General features: G+C 66.6%; 18 protein-coding genes. 12 read left to right on the top strand and 6 right to left on the bottom strand.

All coding sequences use genetic code 11. The features are described 5' to 3' along the window. Positions 1 to 45: 45 nt before the first annotated feature. On the bottom strand, positions 46 to 552 hold the full coding sequence (gene def / locus ACWPW1_RS00600) for a peptide deformylase (RefSeq protein ID WP_059313012.1): 507 nt from the start codon (positions 550 to 552) through the stop codon (positions 46 to 48). A 229-nt stretch (positions 553 to 781) separates the two neighbouring features. Between def and ACWPW1_RS00605 the strand changes: the two genes are divergently transcribed. From ACWPW1_RS00605 to ACWPW1_RS00615, 3 genes are all read left to right on the top strand, one after another. Beyond that, positions 782 to 1,813 carry a LysM peptidoglycan-binding domain-containing protein gene (locus ACWPW1_RS00605; protein ID WP_059313013.1) on the top strand — a complete coding sequence of 344 codons (1,032 nt, stop codon included), beginning with the start codon at positions 782 to 784 and terminating at the stop codon, positions 1,811 to 1,813. A 51-nt stretch (positions 1,814 to 1,864) separates the two neighbouring features. Continuing rightward, on the top strand, positions 1,865 to 2,950 hold the full coding sequence (gene dprA, locus ACWPW1_RS00610) for a DNA-processing protein DprA (RefSeq protein WP_454252268.1): 1,086 nt from the start codon (positions 1,865 to 1,867) through the stop codon (positions 2,948 to 2,950). A 64-nt stretch (positions 2,951 to 3,014) separates the two neighbouring features. Next, positions 3,015 to 3,569: an L-threonylcarbamoyladenylate synthase gene (locus ACWPW1_RS00615; protein WP_454252269.1), complete on the top strand. Its 555-nt coding sequence runs from the start codon at positions 3,015 to 3,017 to the stop codon at positions 3,567 to 3,569. A 54-nt stretch (positions 3,570 to 3,623) separates the two neighbouring features. Here the strand turns inward: ACWPW1_RS00615 and ACWPW1_RS00620 are convergent, their stop codons facing one another. Both ACWPW1_RS00620 and ACWPW1_RS00625 read right to left on the bottom strand, forming a co-directional pair. After that, the gene (locus tag ACWPW1_RS00620) at positions 3,624 to 7,007 is read right to left on the bottom strand and encodes a PAS domain S-box protein (protein WP_454252270.1); all 3,384 of its coding nucleotides are present in this window, start codon (positions 7,005 to 7,007) and stop codon (positions 3,624 to 3,626) included. 158 nt (positions 7,008 to 7,165) lie between these two features. Further along, positions 7,166 to 8,143, bottom strand: coding sequence for an NADPH:quinone reductase (locus ACWPW1_RS00625; protein WP_434775380.1), 978 nt, complete (start codon positions 8,141 to 8,143; stop codon positions 7,166 to 7,168). 116 nt (positions 8,144 to 8,259) lie between these two features. Between ACWPW1_RS00625 and hemF the strand changes: the two genes are divergently transcribed. Together hemF and aroE are read left to right on the top strand one after the other, a co-directional pair. Further along, a complete protein-coding gene (hemF, locus tag ACWPW1_RS00630) occupies positions 8,260 to 9,189 on the top strand; it encodes an oxygen-dependent coproporphyrinogen oxidase (protein ID WP_059313018.1) in 930 nt (309 codons plus the stop codon). Positions 9,190 to 9,193: 4 nt separating this feature from the next. Continuing rightward, a complete protein-coding gene (aroE, locus tag ACWPW1_RS00635; RefSeq protein ID WP_323149837.1) occupies positions 9,194 to 10,009 on the top strand; it encodes a shikimate dehydrogenase in 816 nt (271 codons plus the stop codon). A 104-nt stretch (positions 10,010 to 10,113) separates the two neighbouring features. Here the strand turns inward: aroE and ACWPW1_RS00640 are convergent, their stop codons facing one another. Next, entirely contained in the window at positions 10,114 to 10,539 is a 426-nt protein-coding gene (locus ACWPW1_RS00640) for a hypothetical protein (RefSeq protein WP_454252271.1), read from the bottom strand. 71 nt (positions 10,540 to 10,610) lie between these two features. Between ACWPW1_RS00640 and ACWPW1_RS00645 the strand changes: the two genes are divergently transcribed. After that, positions 10,611 to 10,961: a MerR family transcriptional regulator gene (locus ACWPW1_RS00645; protein WP_454252272.1), complete on the top strand. Its 351-nt coding sequence runs from the start codon at positions 10,611 to 10,613 to the stop codon at positions 10,959 to 10,961. A gap of 187 nt (positions 10,962 to 11,148) precedes the next feature. Here ACWPW1_RS00645 and ACWPW1_RS00650 read toward each other — a convergent pair whose 3' ends face one another. After that, on the bottom strand, positions 11,149 to 11,700 hold the full coding sequence (locus tag ACWPW1_RS00650; RefSeq protein WP_454252273.1) for a gamma carbonic anhydrase family protein: 552 nt from the start codon (positions 11,698 to 11,700) through the stop codon (positions 11,149 to 11,151). Between the two features lie 44 nt (positions 11,701 to 11,744). Here ACWPW1_RS00650 and prlC point away from each other — a divergent pair, with 44 nt between their 5' ends. The 5 genes from prlC to gloA2 all read left to right on the top strand — a co-directional run bounded on the left by prlC (position 11,745) and on the right by gloA2 (position 16,940). After that, positions 11,745 to 13,841 carry an oligopeptidase A gene (gene prlC / locus ACWPW1_RS00655; protein ID WP_313648569.1) on the top strand — a complete coding sequence of 699 codons (2,097 nt, stop codon included), beginning with the start codon at positions 11,745 to 11,747 and terminating at the stop codon, positions 13,839 to 13,841. Further along, positions 13,838 to 14,110, top strand: a complete 273-nt coding sequence (locus ACWPW1_RS00660; RefSeq protein ID WP_058762516.1) for a YheV family putative zinc ribbon protein — start codon at positions 13,838 to 13,840, stop codon at positions 14,108 to 14,110. Before prlC ends, ACWPW1_RS00660 begins: the two co-directional genes overlap by 4 nt. Positions 14,111 to 14,478: 368 nt before the next feature. Next, the gene (locus ACWPW1_RS00665; RefSeq protein WP_454252274.1) at positions 14,479 to 14,943 is read left to right on the top strand and encodes an anti-virulence regulator CigR family protein; all 465 of its coding nucleotides are present in this window, start codon (positions 14,479 to 14,481) and stop codon (positions 14,941 to 14,943) included. 282 nt (positions 14,944 to 15,225) lie between these two features. Further along, entirely contained in the window at positions 15,226 to 16,392 is a 1,167-nt protein-coding gene (locus ACWPW1_RS00670) for a lactonase family protein (RefSeq protein ID WP_454252275.1), read from the top strand. Between the two features lie 158 nt (positions 16,393 to 16,550). Further along, positions 16,551 to 16,940: an SMU1112c/YaeR family gloxylase I-like metalloprotein gene (gene gloA2 / locus ACWPW1_RS00675; protein ID WP_454252276.1), complete on the top strand. Its 390-nt coding sequence runs from the start codon at positions 16,551 to 16,553 to the stop codon at positions 16,938 to 16,940. 9 nt (positions 16,941 to 16,949) lie between these two features. Here the strand turns inward: gloA2 and ACWPW1_RS00680 are convergent, their stop codons facing one another. Then, complete coding sequence (locus ACWPW1_RS00680) at positions 16,950 to 17,936, bottom strand: choline sulfate utilization transcriptional regulator (RefSeq protein WP_313648572.1); 987 nt, start codon at positions 17,934 to 17,936, stop codon at positions 16,950 to 16,952. A gap of 118 nt (positions 17,937 to 18,054) precedes the next feature. On the opposite strand from ACWPW1_RS00680, the gene betC reads away from it, so the two are divergent. Then, positions 18,055 to 19,554 carry a choline-sulfatase gene (gene betC / locus ACWPW1_RS00685; protein WP_454253892.1) on the top strand — a complete coding sequence of 500 codons (1,500 nt, stop codon included), beginning with the start codon at positions 18,055 to 18,057 and terminating at the stop codon, positions 19,552 to 19,554. Positions 19,555 to 19,571: the final 17 nt, after the last annotated feature.

The raw sequence follows: 19,571 nt of genomic DNA on the forward strand, positions 1-19,571 counted from the left end.
GAAAGGGCGAGCGGCGGACGCCAGAGACGCCGTCCGCCAGGGCGATCAGGCCTTGTGGCGCTGCTGCTTTTCGAGCTTCTTCTTGATGCGATCACGCTTGAGCGGCGACAGATAGTCGACGAACAGCTTGCCATCGAGGTGATCGATCTCGTGCTGGATGCACACCGCCAGCAGGCCGTCGCACTCCAGCTCGAAGGACTTGCCGTCGCGGTCCAGGGCAGTCACCCGGACGCGCTCGGGACGGCAGACCTTTTCGTAAAAACCGGGGATCGACAGGCAGCCTTCCTGGTACTCGCCCAGTTCCTGGGTGAGCGGCTCGGCTTCCGGGTTGATGAAGACCAGCGGTTCACTCTTGTCTTCGCTGACGTCGATCACCACCAGGCGGCGATGGACGTTGACCTGGGTGGCGGCCAGACCGATGCCGGGCGCTTCGTACATGGTCTCGAACATGTCGTCGATGGTCTGGCGCAGAGCGTCGTCGACCACGTCGATGGGCTTGGCGACGGTGCGCAGGCGGGGATCGGGAAATTCGAGGATGTCTAGGATCGCCATGGCGTTGAGGGCACTTGTGGAATACAGTCAAGGGGCGCTGCTAAGATGCCGCAGCGTTGTATCCACCCGCTTCGGGCAGGCCCCGGAAGGTGGATGACGTCGGTCGACGGGGATGAGCGCCTGCGCTGCCCGGTGCCGACAGAGGTGGCACTCAGGGCACGACTGGGGCGATTCCCCGACGTTTGCGTGAAGACGGTTCTTCAAAGCCAAGTGTAAAGGGATTCGACGCATGAGGAAATCTTTGTTCGCCCTGCTGCTGGTCGCAGGGGGCGCCCTGCAGTCGGCGTACGCGGCGGTCACCCTGCGTCAGGACCACCCGGAAAGCTATACCGTGGTCCGTGGCGATACCCTCTGGGACATCTCCGCCAGATTCCTCAGCAAGCCCTGGGAATGGCCAGAGATCTGGCAGGCCAATCCGCAGATCAAGAATCCCCACCTCATCTATCCCGGCGACACCCTGGTGCTGAGCTATGTCGACGGCCAGCCGCGCCTACAGCTCAACCGCGGTGCCTCGCGCGGTACGGTCAAGCTGTCGCCGACGGTGCGCAGCACGCCCATCGCTGAAGCCATCCCGGCCATTCCGCTGGAAGCGGTGAACAGCTTCCTGCTGCAGAATCGCGCCATCGACTCGGCCGAACAGTTCCAGTCGGCGCCCTATGTGGTGGCCGGCAACGCCGAACGCGTGGTGAGCGGTGCCGGTGATCGCATCTATGTGCGCGGCAAGTTGCAGCCAGGGGTGTCCGCCTATGGCATCTATCGGCAGGGCAAGACCTATGTCGATCCCAAGACCGGCGCCTTTCTCGGCATCAACGGCGACTTCATCGGCAGCGCCGATCTGGTCACCCAGGAAGGCGATATCGCCACCCTGAAGCTGACCCGCACCACCCAGGAGGTCCGCCTGGGCGACCGGCTGTTCCCCACCGAGGAACGGCTGGTGAATTCCACCTTCATGCCCAGCGCCCCGGCCCGCGACGTCAGCGGCCTGATCCTTGACGTGCCCCGCGGCGTCACCCAGGTCGGCCAGTTCGATGTGGTGACCCTCAACAAAGGCACCCGCGATGGCCTGATCGAGGGCAACGTCCTGGCCGTGTATAAGACCGGCGAGACGGTACGTGATCGCATCACCGGCGAACTGGTGAAGATCCCCGACGAGCGTGCCGGTCTGCTGATGGTCTTTCGCGCCTATGACAAGATCAGCTACGGCCTGATCCTGACCGCCACCCGCCAGCTGGAGCTGATGGACAAGGTGCGCAACCCCTAACCTCTCCCAGGTCGCCAGGATGGCGACCGGCCACACTCAAGGAAGACTTCCATGGCCACCCTCTCCCCCGCCGAGCAGGACGCTCGGCTCCGCCTGCATGCCCTGCCGGAACTCGGTGCCGTGCGCCAGCGGCTGCTGCTGGATGCCTTCGGCAGCGCCGCCGCCGCCCTTAGCGCGCCCGCGTCGGCCTGGCGGTCGCTACGCCTGCCGGCGGTGGCTGCGGAGGCCCGCCGCAGCGCCGCGACCCGTGAGCGGGTCGCCCGAGCCCTGGCCTGGCTGGACGGGCCCGATCGCCATCTGCTCTGCCTGGGCGACGACCGCTATCCGGCGCTGCTCGCCGAGATCGCCGATCCACCGCCGCTGCTGTTCGTCGAAGGTCGCGTCGAGTTGCTCGAGCAGCCGCAACTGGCCCTGGTCGGCAGCCGCCAGGCCAGTGCCCAGGGCCTGGACAACGCCCGGCGCTTCGCCCAGAGCCTGGCCACGGCCGGATTCTGCATCACCAGTGGCCTGGCCCTGGGTATCGATGGCGCCGCGCACCAGGGGGCCCTGGATGGCGGTGGTGCCACGGTTGCGGTGCTAGGTACCGGTCTGCTGCAGCTCTATCCCCGGCGGCACCTGGTTCTGGCCCAGCGCCTGCTGGCGGAAGGGGGCGCGCTGGTCTCCGAGCTGCCGCTGGACTGCACCCCCCAGGCGGCTAACTTCCCTCGGCGCAACAGGATCATCAGCGGCCTGAGCCTGGGCACCCTGGTGGTGGAAGCCAGTCCGTCCAGTGGCTCCCTGATCACCGCCCGGCTGGCCGCCGAGCAGGGTCGCGAGGTCTTCGCCCTGCCCGGCTCCATCCACCATCCGGGCGCCCGAGGCTGCCATCAGCTGATCCGCGAGGGCGCGCAACTGGTGGAGAGTGTGGAGCACATCCTCGAAGCCCTGCAGGGCTGGCGTCGCCTGGCACCCGTGGCCGCAGCCGTGGTGGTCGAGGACGACCTGCTGTTGCGGCATCTGGCAGCAGGACCGCTCAACAGCGAGGAACTGGCGCGCCTCAGTGGGCAGTCGCTGCCGGAGGTGCTGGTGCGCCTGACCGACCTGGAGCTCGAAGGCCGGGTGGCTGCACAACAGGGCAGCTGGAGTCGCCTCGGCTAGAGCCGGATGACTGGCATCGGCGCCGCGCTCGGGTAGACTTCAGGGATTTGGCGGAGGCAAGGCGATGCACAACAGCTGGCGAGTGCGGCAGGCGGCGCGAATCGTGCGCGAGGGGGGCGTGCTGGCCTATCCCACCGAGGCCGTCTGGGGCCTGGGCTGCGATCCCTGGGATCAGGCCGCGGTCTATCGCCTGCTGATGCTCAAGCGGCGCCCCCTGGAAAAGGGCTTGATCCTGGTCGCCGACACCATCCGCCAGTTCGACTTCCTGCTCCACGATCTGCCCGAGGCCTCCCTGGCCAAACTGGCCAGCACCTGGCCGGGCCCCAACACCTGGCTGGTGCCGCACCACAATCGCCTGCCCGGCTGGGTGACCGGCGCTCACGCCACCGTGGCGTTGCGGGTCTCCGAGCATCCCCTGGTGGGCGAACTCTGCGCCCTGACCGGGCCGCTGATCTCCACTTCGGCCAATCCCGCCGGCCGCCCGGCCGCGCGCACCCGACTGCGGGTCCAGCAGTACTTTCCCGATAACCTGGACGGCATCCTCATGGGCGAACTCGGCGGGCGCAAGAATCCCAGCGTGATTCGCGATCTGGTCACCGGGAAGGTCTTTCGGCCCTAGGTTCCGTACATAACGTCACCGACCTCGCGCAGGCACCTTTCGCACAGCTGAACGTCAGTCCAGCAACTGGCGCAGCTGCCGGGCCAGGGCTTCGATCTGGAACGGCTTGGCCAACGACGGCTCGCCATTCGGCGTCGAGCGCTCGGCGTGGCCGCTGACGAACAGCACCGGCAATCCCGGCCAGCGTTCGCGCAGGCGATCCGCCAGGTCGGCGCCGTCGAGATCCGGCAGGCCGAGATCGGTGATCAGCAGGTCGCAGGGCAGGTCGCCGTCCACCAGGGTGAGCGCCGCCGAGGCGCTTGCCGCGGTACGCACGCGATAGCCCAGTTCGGTGAGCATCTCACGCAACAGCAGCCGCACCGAGACATCGTCTTCCACCAGCAGCAGACGTTCACCGCGGCTCTGGGCGACAGCCGCCTGGGGCACCTGATGCTGCGCCTGGATCTCGGAAGGAGCGCAGGGCAGCCAGAGGCTGACGCGGGTACCGTTGCCGGGCGCACTGTCCAGGGTGACATGGCCGCCCGACTGCTTGATGAAGCCATAGAGCATCGACAGGCCCAGACCGGTGCCCTGGCCGATGGGCTTGGTGGTGAAAAAGGGGTCGAAGGCGCGATCCACCACCTCGGCGGGCATGCCGCTGCCGGTGTCGGCGATGGTCAGGCGCACGTAGTCACCTGGCGGCAGGTCATGCTCGGCGGCGAGGTCGGTGAGGTGATCGAGGGCGGTTTCCAGGGTCAGGCGACCCCCCTCGGGCATGGCATCGCGGGCGTTGATCACCAGGTTCAGCAGGGCGTTTTCCAGCTGGTTGGTGTCGGTGCGGGCCGAGGGTAGCTGCGGCGCGAGACTGGTGCGCAGGGTGATGCGCTCGCCCAGGGTGCGCTGGAAGAGTTCTTCCAGGGACAAGATCAGGTCGTTCACCGCCACCGGTCGCGGGTCCAGGGTCTGCCGGCGAGCGAAGGCCAGCAGTCGATGGGTCAGGGCCGCGGCACGGGTAGCGGACTGCTCGGCGGTATCCAGATAGCGCTGCAGATTGTCGTGGCGGCCCTGGTCCAGGCGGCGGCGCAGCAATTCCAGCGAGCCGCTGATGCCGGTGAGCAGATTGTTGAAATCATGGGCGATGCCGCCGGTGAGATGACCGATGGCCTCCATCTTCTGCGCCTGGCGCAGCGCCGCTTCGGCGTTCTGCAGCGCCAGGGCGGCGTCGTGCTCGACGGTGATGTCGCGGCCGAAGACATAGATGCGTCCATCGTGATCGGCGGTGGCCTTCCACATCATGTAGCGCCAGTTACCCTCGCGGGTGCGCAGCCGTCCAGGCAGATCACTCAGCACCTCGCCCTGGCGCAGGGCGGCCAGGCGTGGGAATACCGGTGGATCGTCGGGATGCTCCAGAGACGCGGGTGGCTGATGGCGCAGTTCCTCGTCGTCCCAGCCAAGGGTGCGGCTCCAGGCCGGATTGCGACTTAGCCAGCGCTGGCCCTGGATCACTCCGAGCAGGTCGTCGGCCACCCGCCACATGCGGTCGCGTTCGACGGTGCGTTCGTGGACGCGCTGTTCGAGCAGTTCGGCCAGCCGCCGCAGCCGATGTTCGGCCATGCGGATCTCGCTGACGTCGGTATGGACGCCGACCCATTCGCAGACCACACCGTTCTCTCGCACGGGCAGGGCGCGCACGCTGAAGGTGCGCCACTGGCCGTCGCGGCAGCGCAACCGGTGTTCGTCATGGAAGTCCACCTGCTGCTGCACGGCCAGGCGCCAGCGGCGTAGGGTGCGGGGCGCATCCTCGGGATGCAGGGCATCGGCCCAGCCTTCCTGCTGATACTGGGCATAACTCTGTCCGGTCAGGGTGCTCCAGGCGAGCTGTTCGCCAAGCAGATGACCCTGGGCGTTGCTGGTCCAGACCACCCCTTGTACCGCCTCGACGGCGTTGCGAAAGCGCTGGTTGGACAGGTGCAGCGCGGCTTCGGCCTGCTTGCGCTGGGTCAGGTCCACCACCACCAGGCTCACCGAGAGTTCCTGGCCCACTTCCGACTGCAGCGGCGAGCCATGCAGGCTGACCCAGACCACCGAACCGTCCGGGCGCAGGAAGCGCTGATCCAGCTTGAAGCTGTCGCCGCGTTCACGCAGCGTTTCGAGACTGCGCTCCAAGAGCGCCCGGTCCTCGGGGTGGGTCTGGGCTTGCAGGGTCTGTTCCAGCACCCCGACCTCGTTGCGATCGAGCAGCTCGCAATAGCGGCGATTGGCGAGCAGGATACGGCCGCGGGCGTCGGTCTGGCAGATGCCGACCGCCGCCTGGTTGATCAGGCTGGCCAGGCGTGCGCTGTGCTCGCGCAGGGCGTTCTCGGCGTCGACCCGCTGCTGGACGTCGTCGAACAGGGTGACCGAGGCGATCACCTCGCCTGTGGCCGAGCGAACCGGCGCACTGGATACCTCCAGCAGCCGGATGCTGCCGTCGGGCCGGCGATAGCGCATCAATTCGGGCGCCACCGCCTGGCCGCTGCGCAAGACCCGCACGGTGGGATAGTCGTCCACTGCGTAGGGTTGGCCATTGGCATGCAGGGCACCGATGGCGCCATAGCGTTCGTCCAGCGTCTCCCCGGCCGGGCGTTTGCCCAGGAGGGTATCGACGCGATCATTGAGCATCACCGCTTCTTCGCTGCCGGCTTCGGTGATGGAGATGCCCAGGGGCGCCTGTTGCAGCACGCTGGCCAGCAACCCCTGTTCCAGCGATAGCCGCCGTTCCAGGTGCCGGGCCTGATCCTGGATCTGCTGGCGCGCCAGCAGGGCGCCGAGCAGCAGGGCCAGCTGGTCCAGCAACAGGCGCGTGTCCGCATCGACGGTATTGCCCAGCTGCAGGTAGCCCAAGGGCTGGGTGGCAGGACCGAAGGGAACGAGCAGCTGCCCCGGTAGTGGACTGTCCGCCTCGGCCACGGACAGCATCCGCGCCTGGGGATCATTGGCGAGGTCACGCAGGGCCTGGGTGGCGCACAGCCGCAAGGCGGCGAGATCCGTCGTGCCGCTGAGTCTTCGCGACCATTCGCCAAGCGCCTGCAGGCGCTGCGCTAGATCCCGCTCGGCGCTGCGTCGGGCGGCGAAGCGGGTACGCGTCGCCGGCGCCTGCCAGACGTGCAGCAGCCAGCCTACCGCGACATCCGCCCGGCGCAGGGGCATCAGGTGCAGGTCGAGTCGCACCAGGTGACCGTCGCGGTGGCGCAGACCCTGGGTCTGGCAGCGTTCGAGCGCGTCCAGCCACTGATCGGCGGGCGGCTCCGGCAGCAGCAGGCCGACGATGGACTCGCCGACCTTGTCCTGCGCGCTCCAGCCCAGCAGCCGGGCGACGACCGGGCACCACTGCCCGATCCGCCCTTCGGCGGTCAGGGTGATCAGGGCCGTGTCCGTGGCGGTGTCGAGCAGGCTGGCGAGTGGGCTGGAGATAGGCATGACAGGGGCAGCGATCCGGCCGATTCTGAAAAGGACGCCGAGTCCGTACTGGCTCGACTGTCCGAGATAGACCGGCGTTTACCCCTGTCGTGCCGGCCGGCTGCGGGAAACTTAATGGCCGTCACGATTTACCCAGCCAGGCGCGTGGGCGTCTCGTCTCAGGGCAACAGGATGGTCGAGCCGCTGGTCTCCCGGCCCGACAGGGCGCGGTGCGCCTCCTGTACCTCGGCCAGTGGATAGCGCCGGCCGATGTCCACCTGGATGCGGCCGTCGGTGATCAGCTCGAACAGCTGGTCGGCCATGTCCTGCAAGGTCTCGGGCGAGGCGGCGTAGGTGGCGAGGGTCGGACGGGTCACATAGAGCGAACCCTTCTGCGAGAGGATCCCCAGGTTGACCCCGGTGACCGCACCGGAGGCATTGCCGAAGCTGACCATCAGGCCGCGCGGCGCCAGGCAGTCCAGCGACATCTCCCAGGTGTCCTTGCCGACGCCATCGTAGACCACCGGCACCTTGGCCCCGTTGGTCAATTCACGAACCCGCGCCGGGACGTCTTCCTGGCGATAGTCGATCACCGCCCAGGCCCCCAGGGCCTTGGCCTTCTCCAGCTTTTCCGGCGAACCGGCGGTGCCGATCAGCCGCACGCCCAGGGCCTTGGCCCATTGGCAGGCCAGGGAGCCGACACCACCCGCTGCGGCATGGAACAGCACGGTGTCACCGGCCTGCAGCGGATAGGTCTGGCGCAGGAGGTACTGCACGGTCAGCCCCTTGAGCATGACCGCGGCGCCCTGCTCGAAGGACACCGCTTCCGGCAGGTGCACCAGGTGCCGCTCGGGCAGCACGTGGACTTCGGCATAGGCGCCCAGCGGACCGGTGGCGTAGGCGACGCGGTCGCCGGCCTTGAAGCGGGTGACCGCGCTGCCCACCGCCTCCACCACCCCGGCACCCTCGGTGCCCAGGCCCGAGGGCAGCGATGGCGGCGGATAGAGACCGCTACGGTAGTAGGTCTCGATGAAGTTGAGGCCGATGGCGTGGTTACGCACCCGTACCTCGTCGGGGCCGGGAGCGGCGGGTTCGAAATCCACGAGTTCGAGTACTTCGGGACCACCGGTGCGGCTGAACTGGATGCGCTGGACCATGCTGTCGGTTCCTTATGGACGTGAGCCTTCATCCAAGCCGCAACCGCGGGCCACGTCAACCGGTCGGATACGGGTGTTATGCTCTGCCCTCCCCGCCTGTTGTGGAAATCCTTGCGATGAATCCCTCCCTGGAGGCCGTCAAGGCCTATCTGCTCGATCTGCAGGAGCGTATCTGCGCCGCACTGGAAGCCGAGGACGGTACCGCCCGGTTTGCCGAGGACGCCTGGACCCGGCCGACCGGTGGCGGTGGCCGCACCCGGGTGATCGCCGAGGGCGCCCTGCTGGAAAAGGGCGGCGTGAACTTCTCCCACGTGCACGGCGACAGCCTGCCGCCCTCCGCCAGCGCCCATCGGCCGGAACTGGCCGGACGCAGCTTCGAGGCCATGGGCGTGTCCCTGGTCATGCACCCGCGCAATCCGCATATCCCCACCGCCCATGCCAATGTGCGCTTCTTTCTGGCGGAAAAGCCCGGCGAGGCGCCGGTCTGGTGGTTCGGTGGCGGTCTCGACCTCACCCCCTACTACGGCAACGAGGCCGATTGCGTGCATTGGCACCAGGTCTGCTTTGATGCCTGCGCGCCCTTTGGCGCCGACGTCTATCCGCGCTACAAGGCCTGGTGCGACCGCTATTTCCACCTCAAGCACCGCGGCGAACCACGCGGCATCGGTGGCCTGTTCTTCGATGACCTGAACGACTGGGACTTCGAGACCTGCTTCGCCTTCCAGCGCGCCATCGGCGATGCCTTCGTCGACGCCTACCTGCCCATCGTCCAGCGCCGCCGTGACCAGCCGTACCGCGAGGCCGAGCGTGAATTCCAGGCCTATCGCCGTGGGCGCTACGTGGAATTCAACCTGGTCTACGACCGCGGCACCCTGTTCGGCCTGCAGTCTGGCGGCCGTACCGAGTCCATCCTCATGTCACTGCCGCCCGAGGTGCGCTGGGGCTATGACTGGAAACCCGTGCCCGGCTCGCCCGAGGCGCGCCTGACCGACTTCTTTCTCACCGACCGCGACTGGCTCGCGCTCGCCCCGACGCCTGCAGGATAGACCCATGGATCGCTACGCCGTCTTCGGCAACCCCATCGCCCACAGCAAGTCGCCGCTGATCCACAGCCTGTTCGCCGACCAGACCGGCGAGCGCCTGCACTACGGCACGCTGCTGGCGCCGCTGGACGGCTTCGCCGAAAGCGCACGCAGCTTCTTCCAGAGTGGCCTGGGCGCCAATGTCACGGTGCCCTTCAAGGAAGAGGCCTACCAGCTGTGCGACGACCTCACTCCGCGCGCCCGGCGCGCCGGGGCGGTCAACACCCTCAAGCGCCAGCCTGACGGTCGCCTGCTGGGCGACAACACCGATGGCGCTGGTCTGGTGCGGGACCTCACGGTCAACGCCGGTCTGCAGCTGGCTGGACAGCGCATCCTGGTACTGGGTGCCGGAGGCGCGGTACGCGGCGTGCTGGAGCCGCTGCTGGCCTGCAATCCCGGGCAACTGGTGCTGGCCAATCGCACCGAGCTCAAGGCAGTGCAGCTGGCGCGGGAATTCGCCGAGCTGGGGGCCATCGAAGTGGCCGCCTTTTCCACCCTGAGAGAGCCCTTCGACGTCATCATCAACGGCACCTCCGCCAGCCTCGGCGGCGGTCGCCCACCGATCTCGGAAGCGGTGATTGGCCCCCAGACGGTGACCTACGACATGATGTACGGCAAGGACCTGACCGCCTTCAATCGCTGGGCGCAGGATGAAGGCGCCTTCCACACCCTGGATGGCCTGGGCATGCTGGTGGAACAGGCCGCCGAGGCTTTCGAACTCTGGCGCGGCGTGCGCCCCGACGGTGCGCCGGTGCTGGCGGAGTTGCGGCGACAACTGGGTTAGTTTCGGGATGCTGTTGGGCTTCGCTGTGCTCAGCGCCAACCTACGGGAACTCCATTGTAGGTTGGGTTGAGGCAGCTCCATCGCCGAAGCCCAACGGGCCGCGGTCAGCCCGCCAACTGGGACTGGTGCCTGCTGGAGGCCAGAGACATCGGCCACGCCTGGGCGATGCCGAAGCCGATATCGATCACCAGGAACATTGCCAACAGGGGACTGGCACCCTGGTACAGTGCCCAGGCCTGCCAGAGGGCGAACAGGCCCCTGGCCACGGCGTCGTAGCGCCCCAGCGTCACCGAGGGGCTGGCCAGCCGCAGCGCCGCCCAGACGCACACCACGGAGCCGAGCAGGTTGCCCAGCAGCAGGGCTTCCGGGCTGAAGGTCGCCAGGGGGGCGAATCCCAGCCACTGCCCCAGGGCGTCGAGCTGCCGCAGCAGCCAGGCGAGACTCCAGGGGGTGGCAAAAGGCGCGGTGACCAGCAGATCATAGAGGGCGCTGGCACGGACCAGCCGCAGATAGGGCGCAAGCTTCCACATGGACGGACTTCCTTGAACGAGAGGAAATCCAGTGTCGACCCTGGAGCTAGGTCCAGGGTCAAGGAGAACGGATGCGTATCGGCACCCTCGCCCAGGCGACTGGCCTGACCCGCGATACCCTGAGATTCTACGAGCGCCAGGGACTGCTCAGGGCCAGGCGCCGGGCCAATGGCTACCGCGACTATCCGCCCGAAGCCGTGGAATGGCTGGGCTATATCCGCACCGCCCAGCGCTTGGGCTTCAGCCTGCAGGAGATCGCCGCCAACCTGGAGGACGTCGAGCGCGCCGCCGATCCGGATGCCTATCTGCAGGAGCTGCTGCGCGACAAGCTCAGAGTCATCGAGGCGCGCATCGATGAATTGCAGGCGTTGCGTGGGGTGCTGTATTCGCGCTTGGGTGAAGCCTGTCCGCTGCGGACGTAGCTGAGCGTTGCGCTTCGCTGCGCTCAACCCAACCTACGGCCGTGAGCGGCGATCGCGGCCATGGGCCGCTCCTACAATTGCGTTGGAGCCTGTAGGAGCGGCCGCATCGACGGACCGCCATGGCCGCGATCAGTTGTAGGTTGGGTTGAGGCGGCTCCATCGCCGAAGCCCAACAGGACCGGGCCTGCTAGGCCCCCTCCTCCGCATAACCCTCGGCCAGATGCTGGTCCTTGAGCTTCACGTAGTTGCCGGCGCTGTAGGTGAAGAAGGCACGTTCCTTCTCTTCCAGCGGGCGGATCTGCTTGACCGGGCGGCCGACGTAAAGATGGCCACCCTCCAAGCGCTTGCCCGGCGGGACCAGGCTGCCGGCGCCGATCACCACGTCATCCTCCACCACCGCGCCGTCCATGATGATGCTGCCCATGCCCACCAGTACCCGGTCGCCAATCGTGCAGCCGTGCAGGGTCACCTGGTGGCCCACGGTGACGTCGGCGCCGATCAGCAAGGGATAGCCGTCCGGATTGAAGGGGCCGGCGTGGGTGATGTGCAGGACGCTGCCATCCTGGATGCTGGTGCGAGCGCCGATCCGAATGCGGTGCATGTCGCCGCGGATCACCGTCAGCGGCCACACCGAGCTGTCTGCACCAAGGGTCACGTCGCCGATCACCACCGCGGTGGCATCGACGAAGGCGCTTTCGTCCAGTTGCGGAGTCTTACCCTGGAAGGTCCTTATGGTCACGATAGATACCTTTTCTCGTCGGAAGGGTCTTGAGACCTATTAGGATGGGCTCCATATATAACTGTCAAAGCCATCGCCCCGAGGGGAACGCCGTGAGCGCCAGCAATCCGCTGCTTCAGTCCTACGACCTGCCGCCCTTTTCCGCCATCAAGCCCGAGCATGTCGAGCCGGCCATCGACACCATCCTGGCCGAGAATCGCGCCGCCCTGGTCAAGCTGCTGGAGACCCAGAAGGAGCAGCCAACCTGGTCCGGCCTGGTGCTGGCAATGGATGAGCTGAACGATCGTCTGGGCCAGGCCTGGAGCCCCATCGGCCACCTCAACGCCGTGTGCAACAGCGCCGAACTGCGCGCCGCCTACGAGGCCTGTCTGCCCAAGCTGTCGGCCTATTCCACCGAGATCGGCCAGAACAAGGACCTCTTCCAGGCCTACAGCCGCCTCGCCGAGAGCGAAGAAGCGAAGGGCTTCGATGCCGGCCAGAAGACCACCCTGGAGCATGCCCTGCGCGATTTCCGTCTGTCCGGCATCGACCTGCCGCCGGCCGAGCAGCAGCGCTATGCCGCCATCCAGGCGCGCAAGTCCGAGCTGGGCAGCAAGTTCTCCAACCAGCTGCTCGATGCCACCCAGGCCTGGACCAAGCACGTCACCGACGAAGCGACCCTGGCGGGCCTGCCCGAGTCGGCCAAGGCGCAGCTGCAGGCCGCTGCCCAGGCCAAGGAGTTGGACGGCTGGCTGGTGACCCTGGAATTCCCCAGCTACTACGCGGTGATGACCTACGCCGACGACCGTGCCCTGCGCGAGGAAGTCTATGCTGCCTATGCCACCCGTGCCTCCGAACAGGGCCCCAATGCCGGCCAGTTCGACAATGGCCCGGTGATGGAAGAACTGCTGGACCTGCGCCAGGAACTGGCGCGCCTGCTGGGCTATGCCAACTATGCCGAGCTGTCCCTGGCCACCAAGATGGCCGAAAGCAGCGATCAGGTGCTGGGTTTCCTGCGCGACTTGGCGGTGCGCTCCAAACCCTTCGCCCAGCGTGATCTGGAAGAACTGCGCGCCTTCGCCGCCGAACAGGGCGTGGCGGACCTGCAGAGCTGGGATACCGGCTACTTCGCCGAGAAGCTGCGCCAGCAACGCTATGCGCTGTCCCAGGAAGAGGTCCGCGCCTGGTTCCCGGTGGACAAGGTACTCTCCGGTCTCTTCGCCACGGTGCAGAAGCTCTATGGCATCGAGATCGCCGAGCTGCGCGACTTCGAGAAGTGGCACCCGGACGTGCGTCTATTCGAGATCAAGGAGAACGGCAACTCCATCGGCCGCTTCTATTTCGACCTCTACGCCCGTGCCAACAAGCGCGGCGGTGCCTGGATGGACGGCGCCCGCGACAAGCGCCGCGATGCCCAGGGCCGCCTGATCGATCCGGTGGCCTACCTGGTGTGCAACTTCACCCCGGCCAGCCCGGGCAAGCCGGCGCTGCTCACCCATGACGAGGTGACCACCCTCTTCCACGAATTCGGCCATGGCCTGCACCACCTGCTGACCCGCGTCGAGCATGCCAGCGTCTCCGGCATCAACGGCGTGGCCTGGGATGCGGTGGAGCTGCCCAGCCAGTTCATGGAGAACTGGTGCTGGGAGCCCGAGGGCCTGGCGCTGATCTCCGGTCACTATGAAACCGGCGAGCCCTTGCCTCAGGAGCTGCTGGACAAGATGCTGGCGGCCAAGAACTTCCAGTCCGGCCTGATGATGCTGCGCCAGCTGGAGTTCTCGCTGTTCGACTTCGAGCTGCACGCCAGCCATGGCGACGGTCGCAGCGTGCGCGAGGTGCTGGAAGGCATCCGCGACGAGATTTCCGTGGTGCGTCCGCCGGCCTACAACCGCTTCCCCAACAGCTTCGCCCACATCTTCGCCGGCGGTTATGCGGCGGGTTACTACAGCTACAAGTGGGCCGAGGTGCTCTCCGCCGATGCCTTCGCCAAGTTCGAGGAAGAAGGCGTCTTCAACCCGGAGACCGGCCGGGCCTTCCGTGAAGCCATTCTGGCCCGCGGCGGCTCCCAGGCTCCCATGGTGTTGTTCGTCGACTTTCGCGGTCGCGAGCCCAGCATCGATGCCCTGCTCCGCCATTCCGGGCTGAGCGAGGAGGCGGCGTGAGCGAGCCGATCCGCAAAAGGTTCATCGCGGGGGCCGTGTGCCCCGCGTGCCAGGCGCAGGACACCCTGAAGATGTGGACCCAGGACGGCACGCCCCACCGCGAGTGCGTCTCCTGCGGTTACAGCGACACCCTCGATGAGCGTGGCAATTCGGTACCCAAGGAATTGCCGACGCGGGTCAATATCAGTGCGCTCAAGCCCAAGAAGCCAGACCCCAAGGTGCAGGCGGTGCAGTTCTTTCCCAATCCCAAGCTGAAGAAGCCGGACTAGGGCAAAAGCGCTACCCAGGAAACCGCGCGTGGTGATCAACTAGGCGCGGTTTTTTTGTTTAAGCTGGGTAAAACGAGCTGCTTCGGGGCTGCGAGCAGTACCAAAACAGGTGGTAGTCCAGGGGGGTCTCAAGCTTTATCCACAAAAAATGGATTCGATAGCCAGCCGATCATCTTTTTAAATTATTGATAATAAAGAACTTTTATCTAGCTTTCTGCCGGTCTTCGGTATTTTCTCCTGAGTTATACCGATTTTATCCCCGATTTATCCACAGGGGTGAAAGTCCGGGAGTGACCCGGGAGTCTCATCTGGCGCTCGAACGTCCACTGGATAGCTGGCCACCCTCGTTACTCATGAGGAAGACCTCCATGCGTACCCTCCTCTCTGCCGCCGCGCTCTGTCTGGTCGGTAACCTGGCGCTGGCCGCTCCCCTGGATCCGGGGCCTGGTGGTCCCAAGGGCCAGGGTCCGCACGGACCCGAGTGGCAGGACCGCGGCGGTCCCCACGGCAAGGGACCAGGACCCGAGCAGCACAGGCACGGTCGGCCTGGTGCCGGCCCTGTGGCGGGCGGACCCGCGGACCTGGGACCGGCACGCAAGCGCATCCAGGCGTTGCGGGGCCAGATCGGCCGTGGCGGTGAGTTGCCACCGGGTCTGCGACTGGAACGTGGTCGACCACTGCCTCCCGGTTATGGCCGGCCGCTGCCGCCGGGCATCGTGCGGCAGTTGCCGGACTACCCCGGTTACGAATGGCGGCGCCTGGGGACCGACATGGTGCTGATCGCCGTGGGGAGCGGAATCGTCTATGCCATCCTGCAGGGTGTGCTCGACTAGGACCTGCACCGGGCCGGTGAGATTTTCGTCGCGGACGAGATGCGACGGCCTGGCCCGGTCAACGACCACCAGAGGCTCTGGCACGCCGTCTCTGGCTGACCGCCTCTGTTGTAGCCGTCACGCGGGCGGCGGCAATCGATATCTGGAGCCCTCCCTCTGGCACAGTGCCAGCCCGGATTTCAGTAGAATAGCCGCCGCGCGGCCGTCCTTCGCTTTCGAGCGCCAGGGAAACCGGGCCGCCTTCCATCGGTCTCAACGCCAATCGCTCGCCAAGGATTTCCCATGAGAGCTCTGCCCCGTCTGCTGCCGCTGGCCCTGTTCGCCCTGCTCGTGGGGCATGGCGCTACTGCGCGCGCCGAACCTGGTCTGTTCAATCTGCTGGTCGGCAGCTACACCGGGGGCAGCAGCCAGGGTCTGTACGTCTATCGCTTCAACAGCCGCAACGGCCAGATCGACGGCCCGCTGCGCATCGTCAAGGCCTCCAATCCGTCCTTCCTCACCCTGTCGCGTGATGGCCGGACCCTGTTCGCGGTCAACGAGAATGGCCGGGGCTCGAACGGCGATACCATCGGCCGGGTTACTTCTTATCGTTTCGAGCCGGGCAATGGCCGGTTGCAGCAGATCAGCCAGGTCAAGAGCCTGGGCGACGAGCCGACCCATTCCAGTCTGAGCAACGATGGCAAGTACCTGTTCGTGGCCAACTACTCCAGCCTGCCGGAAGGCTCCCTGGCGGTGCTGCCGATCCAGGACGGTGGCGTGCTCAGCCCGGTGGCGCAGATCGAATTCCACCAGCCCAGCGAACAGCACCCGCGCCAGCAGTCCAGCCATGTGCATGCCGCCGTGACCACCCCGGATGGCCGCTTCGTCTTCGCCCCGGATCTGGGCGCCGACAAGGTGTTCGTCTATCGCTATCTGCCGCAGCAGCCGGAGCGGCCGCTGGTGGCCGCCGAGACGCCGTTCGTCCCGGTACCGGAAGGCAGCGGCCCACGCCACCTGGTGTTCAGCGCCGATGGCCGCTATGCCTATCTGACCCTGGAGTTGGCCGGCCAGGTCATGGCCTTCGCTCACCAGGACGGCATGCTGCGCCAGTTGCAGAGCTACAGCCTGACGCCCCAGGAATTCGTTGGCGAGCGTGACGCTGGGGCCTTGCACCTGTCCGGCGACGGACGCTTCCTCTACGTCGCCAGCCGTGGCACGGACAACCAGCTTGCCGTGTTCGCGGTCAATCCCGACGGCACCCTGACCTTTGTCGAGCGCCATTCGGTCAATGGCCTGTCGCCGCGGGAATTTGCCATCGACCCGTCCGGGCGGTACCTGCTGGTAGCCAACCAGAAATCCAACCAGCTCAAGGTCTTCGGCCGCGATCCCGACAGCGGCAAGCTCGGCGATGAACTGCAGAGTCTGGACGTCGGTGCCCCGTCCGACCTCAAATTCGTCGCGGTACCCTGAGAAGCTGTTCACGATCTGCTGCGCGTCGGCCAACCTGCGTTAAAGACGCCCTGGATCGCCAGCCCGGTCGCAATGCACATTTACCGTCCGTAAACTGCGCTTTCTCAGGAATTTTCGCCTTGTTTGGCTCTAGCTCGCGAGATCGTGAACAGCTTCTTATGACCCCTTTCGACCGTCTGCACCATGTGGCGCTGATCTGCGCCGACTATGAATGCTCCCGGCACTTCTACACCGAGATCCTCGGCCTGCCGGTGATCGCCGAGACCTATCGTGAAGCCCGGCGCTCCTGGAAGCTGGATCTGGCGGTGGGCGAGCATGCCCAGCTGGAGCTGTTTTCCTTTCCCGATGCTCCGCCGCGACCCTCGCGCCCGGAGGCCCAGGGCCTGCGCCACCTGGCCTTCGCCGTGGCCGACCTGGACGCCACCGTCGCCCACCTGCAAGGCCATGGCGTGGTCACCGAGCCGATCCGTACCGACGAGCTGACCGGCAAGAGATTCACCTTCTTCGCCGACCCGGACGATCTGCCGCTGGAAGTCTACGAGCGCTGAGTGCTGCGGTCAGGTCGCCAGCCGCGCACCGGCCAGTGACTCGCGCGGCGCCTCCAGCTCTTCCAGCAGCCAGTCCAGAAAGCGCTGTACCAGTCGCTGGCGCCGCTTGCGCTCGGGCAGGATGGCGTAATAGCCATAGCGCGACGTGGCGATCCCGCTGAAGGGACGACAGAGCAACTCCTGCTGCAGCAAGTCGTCCACCAGATGACGCCAGCCGATCGCCAGGCCCTGGCCGGCGATGGCGGCCTGGATCACCAGGGTGTAGTTGTCGAAGCTCAGCACCGCGCCGGCGGGTGCCGGGGGCAGGGCGGCCAGCTCCAGCGCCGGCAGCAGGGTCTTCCAGTCGTACCAGCGGCTGTTGGGCGCTGCCTTGAGGTGCAGCAGTGGCCAGCGCCCCAGTTCCGCCGTGGGTAGGGGTGGCTGCCGCCCCTGGAGCAGCCGCGGACTGCACACCGGAAAGACTTCCTCGCGAAACAGCGGCCAGGCCTCGCCATGCTTGAAGCGGCCATCGCCGAAGCCCAGGGTGATGTCGATCTCGGGGCCGGGCAGGGGAACTCGATCGCTGGTGACCAGGCTGACGTCCAGTTCCGGGTGGCGGGCATGAAAGCGTGGCAGGCGGGGCAACAGCCAATAGGCGGCGAAGGCGAAGTCGGTAGCCACCTGCAGGACTTCATGGGCGGGCCGGGCGGTGACCAGGCGTACCCCTTCGTCCAGGGTGGCGAGTCCGGCTTCCACATATTCCTGCAGCACCCGCCCGGCCTCGGTGAGCAGGATGCCACGATGGACCCGGTCGAACAGCCGGACCTGCAACTGGGCTTCCAGACGCTTGATCTGCTGGCTGATCGCCGGCTGGGTGGTACCCAGTTCGCTGGCCGCCGCGGTAAAGCTCAGGCGGCGCGCCACCACCTCGAAGGTGCGCAGGCTGTCCAGCGCCAGGGCAGGGCGGTCGGCAGGCGTGGTGGCATCCAAGGTAAAATCCCCGTGATGGTCAGACATAAGCGCAGCTTATCCGAAACATCATCTCCTATGCCCTTCACGTGATTTTCCTGGCATCGGATGATGGACCACCCATAAGCAACCCTGATCCGAAGCGGAGGCGATCTTGTCCAAGCCGATGAACATCCTCTTTCTCATGGCCGACCAGATGGCGGCGCCCGTCCTGCCGCTGTACGACGCCGCCTCGCCGATCAAGCTGCCGAATCTGCAACGCCTGGCCGAGCGCGCCGTGGTGTTCGATTCCGCCTACTGCAATAGCCCGCTGTGCGCGCCCTCGCGCTTCACCCTGGTGAGCGGCCAGCTGCCGTCGAAGATCGGCGGCTACGACAACGCCGCCGACTTCGCTGCCGATATCCCCACCTATGCCCACCACCTGCGCCGCCTCGGCTATCGCACGGCGCTCTCGGGCAAGATGCACTTCTGCGGACCGGATCAGCTGCACGGCTACGAAGAGCGCCTGACCAGCGACATCTATCCCGCCGACTATGGCTGGGCGGTGAACTGGGACGAAGCGGACGTGCGCCCGAGCTGGTACCACAACATGTCCTCGGTGCTGCAGGCCGGGCCCTGCGTGCGCACCAACCAGCTGGATTTCGACGAGGAGGTGGTCTTCAAGGCGCGCCAGTATCTCTACGATCACGTGCGCCGTGGCGACGACAAGCCGTTCTGCCTGACCGTGTCCCTGACCCACCCCCACGATCCCTACACCATTCCGCGGGAGTACTGGGACCTGTACAACGACGTCGACATCCCCCTGCCGGACAGCGCCATTCCCCAGGCCGAGCAGGACCCCCACAGCCAGCGCCTGCTCAAGGTGATCGATCTCTGGGACAAGCCGCTGCCCGAGGCCAAGATCCGTGACGCCCGCCAGGCCTACTATGGTGCCTGCAGCTATGTCGACGCCCAGGTCGGCCATCTGCTCAAGACCCTGAAGGAGTGCGGTCTCGCCGACGATACGGTGATCGTCTTCTCCGGCGATCACGGCGACATGCTCGGCGAGCGCGGGCTCTGGTACAAGATGCACTGGTTCGAGATGGCTGCGCGGGTACCGCTGCTGATCCATGCGCCCGGACGTTTCGCCCCGGCGCGGGTGCAGGCGTCGGTCTCGACGATGGATCTGCTGCCGACCTTCGTCGAGCTGGCCGGCGGCCAGTTGCCGGCCGAGCTGCCGCTGGACGGGCGCTCGCTGCTGCCGCACCTCGAAGGGCGGGAAGGGCATGACGAGGTCATCGGCGAATACCTGGCCGAGGGCACCGTCAGCCCGCTGCTGATGATCCGCCGCGGCCCCTACAAGTACATCCACTGCGAACTGGACCCGCCGCTGCTGTTCGATCTGCAGAACGATCCGCTGGAGCGCGAGAACCTGGCCGCCAGCGCCGATTACGCCGAGCTGCTCGCCGGCTTCCAGGCCGAGGTTCGCCAGCGCTGGGATCTGGCGCGCCTGCACGGCGAGGTACTGGCCAGCCAGCGGCGGCGGCGCTTCGTCGCGGCGGCCCTGGAGCAGGGCGAGCGGACCAGCTGGGATCACCAGCCCTTCATCGATGCCAGCCAGCAATACATGCGCAATCACATCGATCTCGACGACCTAGAGCGTCGCGCGCGCTACCCTCAACCCTGAACCGCTATGGAGAACGG

Source organism: Pseudomonas sp. Marseille-Q7302 (assembly GCF_965111925.1).